Genomic DNA, 11,193 nt, shown 5'->3' with positions numbered 1-11,193 from the left:
ATATTGAAATCTCGTTTTATTGAAACGTGTACGGATAGGTGGAAGGATGAGGTGATAGATGGATGAAAATTGTAAGTCATGTGATGAAAAAACAAATATTTCGGGCAATGATTATTGGTGGATTTGTGGGTTTGTTAGGTGTAGCCATTTTTTTAGGTGTTTTACAAGCCAGTACCCAGTTACCGATAAAGAATAAGGGTAGTGATGTGGCAACTAATCAATCACAATCAGAAACCATTCCAACTGCCGGTGAGACAACCAGTACATCTAATGCACCTATGTTTTATGCTAGTCAAGCAGGCGTATATTCTAACTATGAGAGTGCAAGTGCATTTGTTGCTGAGTATCCTGCATTAAAAGAGAGCGCCATTATTGAGGTTGATGGTAAGTTTTATGTTTGGACAAGCATGGTAAATGAAGAAAGTCAGCTTAAATTTTTACAGGAACCCGCAACCTTTAAAAAAGCATTTAGTGTTAGTGGTGAAAGCTGTAAGGAGCCAACTCTTGTAGAACTGCCAACAGCATTAGCAGACAAAAAAGCTACAAAATTAAATTTTAAGGAAAACGGGAAGGATTCAACTTTACCTGAGGATTGGCAATCAATTGGAGCGGCTGCCTCTACTATTTCTAACGATGTCAGCGTCATCCGTTTGCAAGTTTTTGCTCATTATCAGGCGAAAAATACTTGTCTCCAAGTGAAATTTTAAAAGTAAAAGATAGTAAATCATTATTATCTTGATTTTTAGAAAATTTTCAAATCGAACATTCTTCTGTATCATAAGGATAAGGAAGGATGGTCGGATCATGTTAAAAACAAACCACAAGCTTATACTTGCCTCTGCTTCACCAAGAAGAAAGGAATTGTTAGAAATGTTAGCACTTCCGTTTGAGGTCATGACAAGTGAAGTTGAAGAAACAAGTGTACAAGCAAGTTCCATGCAGGAATATGTAAAAGGAGTAGCCCTCTTAAAAACACGAGATGTAGCGAAAAAAGTATCCAATGCAACAATCATTGGTGCTGATACAATTGTTGTCGACAATGATGAGCTGCTACATAAACCAAAATCTCGTGAGGAAGCTATTGCTCATTTATTACGTTTATCAGACCGTAAACACGTCGTGATGACAGCGGTCGCTATTATTGAACCTAATGGGAAGGAAAACCTCTTTGTGGAAGAAACCACAGTTGTTTTTCATCCTCTATCGAAGGTATTGATTGAAGCCTATGTCGATTCTGGAGATCCTTTCGATAAAGCAGGAGGCTATGGTATTCAGACGTTAGGCACACTTTTAGTGAAACGAATTGAAGGAGATTATAACAATGTTGTAGGTTTACCACTTGCAGCGTTGTTTTCGCAATTGGTCAACCTACAAATAGTCCAATATGCGAAGGAGTGAGCATTTTTGCTAGATAAAGCTTTACCTACTTTGATGTTACGTGATGTTCATTTGGAGGATCGCCCGCGTGAAAGACTAATGCGACAAGGGGCAGAAAGTCTATCCAATCAAGAGCTAATTGCTATTTTATTGAGGACTGGCACAAAAGAAGAATCCGTTCTTGTCCTCGCGAATAGAGTATTAACTGTTTTCGAACGTCTCCATTATTTAAAACACGCTACCATTGAGGAAATGGTCGCTATTAAAGGAATTGGTGAGGTAAAGGCTATTCAATTATTAGCCGCCATTGAACTTGGTCGACGACTCGCTCAAAAACAAAATGATGAAAAATTTACAATTCGTTCTCCACAAGATGCGGCTGCTTATTTAATGCCTGACATGACTTCTCTTAATCAGGAACATTTTGTTGTTCTTTTTTTAAATATCAAAAACCAAATCATTCACAGACAAACGATTTTCATTGGCAGCTTAAATGCCTCTATCGTGCACCCACGGGAAATTTTTCGAGAAGCAGTGAAGCGATCTGCTGCTTCAATTATTTGTGCGCATAATCATCCTAGTGGAGTACCAACTCCAAGTGAGGAGGACATTGAGGTCACAAAGCGAATTGAAGAGGCTGGTTATATTATGGGGATTGAATTAATTGATCATGTAATTATCGGCGATCACCAATTCATTAGTTTGAAGGAAAAAGGGTATTTTTAACTCTGCAAGAAATTTGCAGAGTTTTTTAGTTTGATTAGATGTCTTAGGAGAGCTTTACAATCAAATTTGAATATCTTATCGCTATGACAATAGAGGCATTTTCCTAAAATTTTTGTATTTTTTTGTGGTTTAATGGCGAACCTTTTTCGATTCAAATCGTTAATGTATTCTAGAAACTGATATTATCTTCACAAAAATTGGTAGCTTGATACACATTGTCTTATGAGAATAAAAATTATATGCTAATCTATACGTACTATTTTTAGTTTAAGAGGGAATTAAAATAGTATCTTTTCTGCGAGATAAAGTATGTGACACTACAAATTCTTGCGCTTTTCCGTTATAATGAAGGGTATGAATTTTATCTTGATTCAGGAAAGACTCCCATCGAAAATGATGGTGAGCTAAATAAGTGTGTAGTTTTTTCAAGGTGTGAAACACTAACTGATGAAGATAAAAACTTTGGCGGAGTGTTATGGGTTTTGAGGAGGAGTCAATTGTATTTTTATACAATTCAAATTCCTATACATGACTGTCAAAGATAATGGATGTCAATGAAAGTATGGCTTAAATAGAAAGGGAGTACACAATTTGTTTGGACTAGGAAGCAAAGATGTCGGGATTGACCTCGGCACAGCGAATACATTAGTGTTTATTAAAGGAAAGGGAATCGTTTTACGCGAACCTTCAGTAGTAGCAAAAAATACGAAAACGGGAGATATCGTTGCCGTTGGTAATGATGCTAAAAATATGATTGGTCGTACACCTGGCTCAATCGTAGCAATTCGCCCAATGAAAGATGGCGTTATCGCTGATTTCGATATTACGACAGCAATGATTCAGTATTATTTAAGAGAAGCCTCTAAAAATTCTGGCGGCAATTGGAAAAAACCAAATGTTATGATTTGTGTGCCTTATGGTATTACTTCAGTGGAACAACGTGCGGTTATTGATGCAGCTCGACAAGCGGGCGCAAAAGAGGCTTTCACAATCGAAGAGCCATTTGCAGCGGCAATCGGATCAAATTTACCAGTATGGGATCCAACAGGGTCAATGGTAGTTGACATCGGCGGTGGTACAACAGAAGTAGCTGTTATTTCACTAGGCGGTATTGTAACAAGTGAGTCCGTACGTGTTGGTGGGGACGCAATGGATCAATCTATCATTTCATATATCCGTAAAACGTATAATTTAACAATTGGTGAACGTACTGCAGAAGCGGTAAAAATGGAAATTGGTACGGCATTAGCTGAAGGACCAGAAGAGAAGATGGAAATTAGAGGTCGTGACCTTCTAACAGGTTTACCAAAAACAATTGAAATCTCTTCACAAGAAATTTCTGAGTCATTACGCGAAGCAGTTGCATCAATTATTGATGGCGTTCGAAAAACATTAGAACAGACACCTCCCGAATTATCTGCGGACGTGATGGAGCGCGGTATCGTATTAACTGGCGGTGGCGCACTATTAACAAACTTAGATAAAGTGATTAGTAAAGAAACAAATATGCCAGTATTTATCGCAGAAGATCCTTTAGACTGTGTAGCAATTGGTACGGGTAAAGCTTTAGATCATATGGACTTAATTCGTCAACAACAGGTTAAAGGGTAAGGAGGTTTAGGCAATGCCACATTTTTTTTTCAATAAGAAAGTAATTTTGCTGCTCGTAGGCATGGTTTTTCTTGTGGCATTGATTAGCTTCTCATTACGTGATCGGACGAATGCTACTTTACCAGAGCAAATTATTAAAGATACTGTCGGCGTCGCACAATCGCTTGTTGCGAAGCCGGCGAATTATGTTAATGGTATTTTTAATAGTATTGACTCCCTCTTAAACACGTACGAAGAAAATAAACGTTTAAAAGCACGCTTAGAAGATTTTGCAGTTGTACAAGCTGAGGCTACGGATTTAAAATCAGAGAATAAAAAGCTTCGTGAGCTTTTGGATAAAAGTGAGAGCTTAAAGGCGTATAATCCTATTCAAGCAACAGTGATTGCTAGAAATCCTGACCAATGGGAAGAGAAAATCATTTTAGACAAAGGATCTTCTCATGGAGTTCAAAAAAACATGGCAGTTATGACGGCGAAGGGGCTAGTTGGGAAAATTACACTAGTGACGCCTTTCACTTCTGAGGTAGAGCTTTTAAATACAAATAATCCTAACTATCGTGTTTCTGCAATGGTGTTAGGTGAAAAAGAAGCATACGGTTTAATCGAGGGCTTTGATGAAGAACGTAATGAACTCATTATGAAGCGAATCGATTCTAGTTTTAAGGTTAAAGAAGGCGAGCAGGTAGTTTCTTCAGGACTCGGAGGTATTTTCCCTAAAGGTGTCCCTATCGGAGAAATTACAGAGGTTAGTACAGATGATCACGGCTTAACAAAAATGGCGTATGTCAGACCATCTGCTGATTTTTCGATTTTAGAGCATGTTGTTATTGCTAAGCGTACATCTACAGTTATTGATGGTTCAGATGGTAGCTCAACGAACGAAGATTTAACAAACCCGCAAGATACGAATGAAGAGGAGGCGGAATGATGGTTCGTTTTCTCATTCCTTCTGTGGCGGTTTTACTATTCTTGCTAGAACCAGAGTTTGCGATGCTTTCTCCAATTGAAATTAAGGGGGAAGTGTATTTTCTAGTACCGCGTTTTTTAATCTTATATCTCATTTTTATCTCCATCTATTACAGCCGTCAACGCGCGGTAATGTATGGACTTTTTTTTGGTGTCTTGTATGATGTGTTTTACATTGATATTATTGGATTATATTCAGTTCTATATCCACTTATATGTTTTTTAGCAGGGTCTATCGTGAAAGTTATACATCAGCACTTAGTCGTAACAACAACTATTTCAGTTGTGTTAGTAGCCATTTTAGAATTTATACTCTATCAATTTTTCTTCTTGATCGATTTTACAGCAATACCTTTAGCAGATTTCTTACGTTCACGACTACTGCCAACAATCATTGCAAATGCTTTATTTTTAATGATTCTTGGTTGGGCCTTCAAGTATCTAATTAATGCGCGTGTCTTACAGAGAGCACGTGAGGTTTCTTAACAAAGAACAACGTGAGGTGAGGCATTCATGAAAAAACAATTAGTTAATATGAAGGGAACGAAGGACGGATTTGTACTGCGTCTTGACGACCAATGTGCTTATAGCGATTTAGTAGAAGAATTAAAGAAAAAAGTGTTAGAAGGCGGTATCGATGGTAAAGTAGATGTACAATTATACTTAGGCTATCGATACTGTACTGATGAACAGATCGATGAACTTATCCATATTGTGCAAGAAACAGAGCAACTCATTGTAGCGAGTGTACAAAGCGAAGTACTGACTGTCCATGAAAGCAACCAGAAAATGATTGAAAGTCAACAAGATACATATTTAGGTGTGGTCAGATCAGGGCAGATTCTACGTTCGTCTGGGGACATTATCATTGTAGGAAATGTCAATCCAAACGGTCGGGTTGAAGCTGGTGGCAATGTGTATGTCTTAGGTAAACTAAAAGGAATCGTGCATGCTGGTGTACAGGGCAATAAGGAAGCAATCATTGCTGCCTCTCAATTTGAAGCTACGCATATTATGATTGCTGATCAAGTGGAAGCAATGTCAGATGAGCATGTGAAAGAAATTAATCAAGCAGAAATGACTTGTGCATTTATTGGTTACGATGGACGCATTACGTACGATCAAATTCACGCCTTAAAAAATATTCGACCATTGTTAAATGTGTCTAAGGGAGGAAGCTAGTGTGGGAGAAGCGATCGTCATAACTTCGGGTAAAGGTGGTGTCGGAAAAACAACGACATCGGCTAACCTTGGGACTGCATTGGCTCTACAAGGTAAAAAAGTATGTTTAGTTGATACAGATATTGGCCTGCGTAATTTAGATGTTATTTTAGGCCTAGAAAATCGTATTATTTATGACCTAGTAGATGTAGTAGAAGGGCGCTGTAAAATACATCAAGCATTGATTAAAGATAAGCGCGTGGATGATAAACTATTTTTATTACCTGCTGCTCAAACGACAGATAAAAATGCTGTTACCCCTGAGCAAATGAAGAGCTTAGTAGAGGAATTAAAAAGGGACTATGATTATGTATTAATAGATTGTCCGGCAGGTATTGAACAAGGCTATAGAAATGCCGTAGCAGGTGCAGATCATGCGATTGTTGTCACAACACCTGAAATTTCTGCTGTTCGAGATGCAGATCGAATTATTGGTTTATTAGAACAGGAAGACATAACTGCTCCTAAGCTCATCATCAATCGTATTCGACAACATATGATGAAGAGCGGTGACACTTTGGATGTTAATGAAATTACAACCCATTTGTCTATCGATTTATTAGGAATTATTGTTGATAGTGAAGGTGTTATTTCATCTTCCAATAAAGGAGAACCAATCGTAATGGACCCTGCTAATAAAGCATCTTTGGGCTATCGAAATATTGCACGTCGTATTCTGGGCGAATCGGTTCCATTAATGGCTATTCAAGATGAGCAAAGAGGTATGTTTTCAAAACTTAAATCATTATTTTCAAGATAAATTAAAACCTTTTCGTGCAATTGTGCGAGAAGGTTTTTTGCATGTTTGGACATGCAATCACATATAGTGTGGAAAAAAGGATGAGGGCTTGTTTAAAAAATGGAAATGGTTTATCACGATACTACTTGTGGCAGCAACTATGCTTGTAATTCGTTTAGAAGATCAGGGTGTAGTTGATACTCCTATTCGAAAAATGGTAACAACCTCGGCAGATTTAACGTACTTAAGTGAGCTAGGGCAAAGTTGGTTCGACCAAGAAAATGAAACCATTACAGTATCTAGTGATGTCGGGCAAGCAGATCTTTTAACATTTGCTAATGCCCAGGTTTTTAAAGAGGGATATTTATTGCAGTACGATGTTGGTTTACCAGTTTATGCCGGACAGAATGGTTTAGTCGTGTTCACAGGTCATACCAAATATACTGGTAAGACTATGACCATTAGTTATGATGATGGTACAACCGTCTCTTATGGCATGCTAGATAGCTTAGCACAGCTTCCGTATACATCTATACAGGCAAATGATTTGATTGGTATGAAAGAAGCTGGGCAACTTTATCTTTCCATTGAAAAGGGAGATAGCCATTACGATTTAGAGCAAATTGTACAATGGTTGGAAACGATGGAGACTAATGAAGATTAAATTACATCTTCTTTGTATTCCTCTCGTATTTGTCATGATTTTTAGTGGACAACTTGCTTATTACGCTATTATTTTTTTCTCGCTATTGTGGCATGAAGCAGGTCATTTATTAGTAGCTTTACTGTGCGGCGTAAGAGTGAAATCATGTGTTATTACACCTTACGGGGGGGAAATACAATTTGAAAATCCAGCGGTTGTGCAAGCATCGTCACTCCTATGGATTGCATTAGGAGGACCAATCGCTACTATCTTGGGGATTGGCCTCGCTTTTTTTATGCCTGAACTAATTGCAGGTAAGCTTATTAGTGTTCAACTTGTGCTATTATTAGTGAATATGATCCCCATCCTACCATTAGATGGTGGTAGGATATTGTTAGCGTGGTTATTCTTAAATTTTCCAAAAGCTCAAGTGGTGGAAGTGTATTATTGGCTGTCCTTCATAATGGCCACTACATTATTTCTGATAACTTTAAATTTCCTACCGCAATCTATTTTTTTAGCAATTATTTGTTTATTCATTTGGTTACAAGTTTTAAAAGAATGGCGTTACCGAAAATATCGTATAGCTTTTGAAAAATATGTTATGAATAGATTGACTTAAAAAAAGCCGTGTGGTAATATTTTAATGTTATTGTTTGTAGCACCCGTGCTACTACAACCGCTCTGGGAAGGTATAAGTATCTTACTATAAGATCACCTTTATAAAACAGGCGAGTCTGAGTTTAAGAGGAGGTGCAGTAAAATGTACGCAATTATTGAAACTGGTGGTAAACAAATCAAAGTAGAAGCTGGTCAAGAAATCTACGTTGAAAAATTAGGCGTAGAAGCTGACGAGGTTGTAACTTTTGATAAAGTTTTATTCGTAGGTGGCGAAAACGTTAAAGTTGGTGCTCCATTCGTAGATGGTGCTACTGTAACAGCGAAAGTTGTTAAAGAAGGCCGTGCGAAAAAAATCGTTGTTTTCAAATTGAAAGCTAAAAAGAACTACCGTCGTAAACAAGGTCACCGTCAACCTTACACAAAATTAGTTGTTGAAGCAATCAACGCTTAATAGTGAGGTGTAGCGAATGATACAAGTTACGATTCATCATGATGAAAATAGACATGTGTCAGCATTCGAATTTTCAGGACATGCTGGGTACGATGAATCTGGGAAAGATTTAGTATGTGCAGGAGCATCTACCATTGCCATTGGTACGGTAAATGCTATTTATGCATTATTACAAATTCAACCAGAAGTCGAACAAGCTGCTGAAGGTGGAGGCTATCTTAAGGTGGATCTTCCAACAGATTTAGAGCCTGAAGTAGATGCAAAACTACAGTTAATTGTTCAAGTAATGACTGCCCAAGTGTATTCTATGGTGCAGAATTACGGACAATACATCCAAATCAACTACAACCAAGTAGGAGGTGGAACTCGATGAAATTATTATTAGCATTAGACCTTCAACTTTTTGCATCGAAAAAAGGGGTAGGTTCTACTAAAAACGGACGTGACTCTGAGTCTAAACGACTTGGTGCTAAACGTGCTGATGGCCAATTCGTAACTGGTGGTTCAATTCTTTACCGTCAACGCGGTACAAAAATTTACCCAGGTACAAACGTAGGTCGTGGTGGTGACGATACACTATTTGCTAAAGTTGACGGCGTTGTTAAATTCGAACGTTTAGGTCGCGATCGCAAACAAGTATCTGTATACCCAGCACCACAAGAAGCTTAATCTTTTATAAGATATCATAAAGCGGAGGACTGCATTTATTGCAGTCCTTTTTTTGGCTAAATTTCAGCCTCTTTCAACAGACGACTGTAGAATTAAACGTGGATCAATAGCTCAAGGTGATGACGGTTTTCATTTTATTTCAGTAGAGTTAAAACCATCGAAATAAAGGAATTCTGTCTATGGTAGCCATGCCTTGAGGCAAGGACTAATCAACATCTTGTTGGTCCAAAGCAAACTGATTCTTTATTCAAATATGCTCAGGGATAATTGAATAAAGAATTAAGGGAAAAATACAGCAAAACTTGTTATACTAGTAAAGATAACTTTATTGGAGTGAATGGGATGAACAATCAATCACTAACCATTAGTGAAGTATTACGTTTTGCAAATCATGATTTTGTGAATCAACTGCAATTGATTCGCATGAATTTAGATTTAGGTAGAGTTGATGAATCAAAGGAACTTATTCAGCATTTTTCAGAACAGTTAAGAGTGTTTTCTATCCTCAATCGACTACAATTACCACAAACAATTGAATGGCTCCAAACAGCAGGATGGCGTTTCCCTTCCTTCACTTGGAAAATAAACGGCGAGATAAAAAAGCCTGTGACCAATGAGATTGATCAGGAAGTTGTAGATTACTTAAACAAAACAGTTATGCATGTTTATGATACATTAGATCCATTTACAGAGCAGATCCTAACGCTTGATGTACGTGTTGACGATCATACATTTGCCGTGACATTCACGCTAAATGGGTTATGGAGTGCTGATGCATTCACCGAAAAAGGTTTGAAACAATTCGACATTCAAACAATTGAGCAGACAAATACACGCTGGCAATATGTCTTGAGTGCAAATAGGGAGTGAACTAAATGTTTGTCGATCACGTAAAGATTTATGTTAAAGGTGGAGACGGCGGAGATGGCATGGTTGCCTTTCGCCGAGAAAAATATGTACCGAATGGTGGTCCAGCTGGTGGAGATGGTGGACATGGCGGGAATGTCGTATTTGAAGTAGAGGAAGGCTTACGTACGTTAATGGATTTCCGCTATAAACGCCATTTTAAAGCACCGCGTGGCGAGCATGGTATGAGTAAAGGCATGCACGGTAAAAATGCGGAAGATTTAATTGTTAAAGTTCCACCAGGTACAGTGGTTATGAATGAAGAAACAAATGCTGTTATTGCTGACTTAGTCGAGCATGGGCAAAGAGCCGTTATTGCGAAAGCAGGGCGAGGTGGACGTGGAAATTCTCGCTTTGCAACACCTGCCAACCCAGCGCCAGAACTTTCTGAAAAAGGTGAGCCAGGACAAGAATTAAATGTTATATTAGAGTTAAAAGTTTTAGCAGATGTAGGATTAGTTGGTTTCCCAAGTGTTGGTAAATCAACACTTTTATCTGTTGTTTCTGCTGCTAAGCCAAAAATTGGTGCGTATCATTTCACGACAATTGTACCGAACTTAGGCATGATTGAAACAGATGATCACCGAAGCTTTGCGATGGCAGATTTACCAGGGCTAATTGAGGGAGCTCATGAAGGGGTAGGATTAGGCCACCAATTTTTACGACATATTGAACGTACACGCGTTATTGTCCATGTGATTGATATGTCAGGAATGGAAGGTCGCGATCCATATGAGGATTATTTAACAATCAATGAAGAACTAAAACAATATAATCTTCGGTTAACAGAGCGTCCACAAATTATTGTAGCCAATAAAATGGATATGCCAGATGCAGAGGAAAACTTAACAGCATTCCGCCAAAAGGTAGGGGAAGACGTTCAGATTTTCCCAATTTCTGCTGTTTCTCGTCAAGGATTAAAAGAGCTATTGTTTGCTATTGCGGATCTATTAGAAGTAACGCCTGAATTCCCACTGTATGATGAAGTAGAGGAACAATCAGACGCAACGGTTATGTACAAGCATGAGGCAAAAGGTGAAGATTTTGAAATCACTCGTGACGATGATGGTACATTTATTATTAGTGGCTATGCCATTGAACGTTTATTTAAAATGACGGACTTTAGCCGTGAAGATGGAATACGTCGTTTTGCTCGTCAATTGCGTGCAATGGGTGTGGACGAGGCTCTACGTGAACGTGGAGCACAGGATGGCGATACAGTTCGCCTACAAGAGTTTGAATTTGAATTTGTCGATTAAGACA

15 protein-coding genes and 1 other annotated feature are annotated in these 11,193 nt (G+C 38.3%); all 15 genes read left to right on the top strand.

The features are described 5' to 3' along the window. Positions 1-62 precede the first annotated feature (62 nt). On the top strand, positions 63-707 hold the full coding sequence (locus tag AC3CH7_RS12240; RefSeq protein ID WP_012295472.1) for a hypothetical protein: 645 nt from the start codon (positions 63-65) through the stop codon (positions 705-707). A 97-nt stretch (positions 708-804) separates the two neighbouring features. Beyond that, a complete protein-coding gene (locus tag AC3CH7_RS12235; protein WP_012295471.1) occupies positions 805-1,398 on the top strand; it encodes a Maf family protein in 594 nt (197 codons plus the stop codon). A gap of 33 nt (positions 1,399-1,431) precedes the next feature. Next, positions 1,432-2,103, top strand: a complete 672-nt coding sequence (gene radC / locus AC3CH7_RS12230; RefSeq protein ID WP_012295470.1) for a RadC family protein — start codon at positions 1,432-1,434, stop codon at positions 2,101-2,103. 591 nt (positions 2,104-2,694) lie between these two features. After that, on the top strand, positions 2,695-3,714 hold the full coding sequence (locus tag AC3CH7_RS12225; RefSeq protein WP_012295469.1) for a rod shape-determining protein: 1,020 nt from the start codon (positions 2,695-2,697) through the stop codon (positions 3,712-3,714). A gap of 13 nt (positions 3,715-3,727) precedes the next feature. Next, positions 3,728-4,642: a rod shape-determining protein MreC gene (gene mreC / locus AC3CH7_RS12220; RefSeq protein ID WP_031419298.1), complete on the top strand. Its 915-nt coding sequence runs from the start codon at positions 3,728-3,730 to the stop codon at positions 4,640-4,642. Then, a complete protein-coding gene (gene mreD / locus AC3CH7_RS12215) occupies positions 4,642-5,166 on the top strand; it encodes a rod shape-determining protein MreD (RefSeq protein ID WP_004226656.1) in 525 nt (174 codons plus the stop codon). The genes mreC and mreD overlap by 1 nt, the downstream gene beginning before the upstream one ends. 27 nt (positions 5,167-5,193) lie before the next feature. Beyond that, positions 5,194-5,862 carry a septum site-determining protein MinC gene (gene minC, locus AC3CH7_RS12210; RefSeq protein WP_012295466.1) on the top strand — a complete coding sequence of 223 codons (669 nt, stop codon included), beginning with the start codon at positions 5,194-5,196 and terminating at the stop codon, positions 5,860-5,862. Position 5,863: 1 nt separating this feature from the next. Further along, entirely contained in the window at positions 5,864-6,661 is a 798-nt protein-coding gene (gene minD, locus AC3CH7_RS12205; protein ID WP_012295465.1) for a septum site-determining protein MinD, read from the top strand. Positions 6,662-6,749: 88 nt separating this feature from the next. Then, entirely contained in the window at positions 6,750-7,304 is a 555-nt protein-coding gene (locus AC3CH7_RS12200; RefSeq protein ID WP_447402475.1) for a peptidoglycan DD-metalloendopeptidase family protein, read from the top strand. After that, the gene (locus AC3CH7_RS12195; RefSeq protein ID WP_036217258.1) at positions 7,294-7,905 is read left to right on the top strand and encodes a zinc metalloprotease; all 612 of its coding nucleotides are present in this window, start codon (positions 7,294-7,296) and stop codon (positions 7,903-7,905) included. Before AC3CH7_RS12200 ends, AC3CH7_RS12195 begins: the two co-directional genes overlap by 11 nt. A gap of 45 nt (positions 7,906-7,950) precedes the next feature. Beyond that, positions 7,951-8,032: a sequence feature (ribosomal protein L21 leader region), on the top strand. A gap of 14 nt (positions 8,033-8,046) precedes the next feature. Further along, positions 8,047-8,355: a 50S ribosomal protein L21 gene (gene rplU / locus AC3CH7_RS12190; protein WP_012295462.1), complete on the top strand. Its 309-nt coding sequence runs from the start codon at positions 8,047-8,049 to the stop codon at positions 8,353-8,355. A gap of 16 nt (positions 8,356-8,371) precedes the next feature. Further along, positions 8,372-8,728 (top strand): ribosomal-processing cysteine protease Prp, encoded by a 357-nt coding sequence (locus AC3CH7_RS12185; RefSeq protein ID WP_031419295.1) that lies wholly within the window; start codon positions 8,372-8,374, stop codon positions 8,726-8,728. Next, positions 8,725-9,024, top strand: a complete 300-nt coding sequence (rpmA, locus tag AC3CH7_RS12180; protein ID WP_004226673.1) for a 50S ribosomal protein L27 — start codon at positions 8,725-8,727, stop codon at positions 9,022-9,024. Before AC3CH7_RS12185 ends, rpmA begins: the two co-directional genes overlap by 4 nt. A 342-nt stretch (positions 9,025-9,366) precedes the next feature. Beyond that, the gene (locus AC3CH7_RS12175; RefSeq protein ID WP_031419294.1) at positions 9,367-9,894 is read left to right on the top strand and encodes a Spo0B domain-containing protein; all 528 of its coding nucleotides are present in this window, start codon (positions 9,367-9,369) and stop codon (positions 9,892-9,894) included. Positions 9,895-9,899: 5 nt separating this feature from the next. After that, a complete protein-coding gene (obgE, locus tag AC3CH7_RS12170) occupies positions 9,900-11,189 on the top strand; it encodes a GTPase ObgE (RefSeq protein ID WP_036162247.1) in 1,290 nt (429 codons plus the stop codon). Positions 11,190-11,193: the final 4 nt, after the last annotated feature.

This window comes from Lysinibacillus sp. F12 (assembly GCF_057773605.1).
This window is presented reverse-complemented; position numbering and strand designations above follow the sequence as displayed.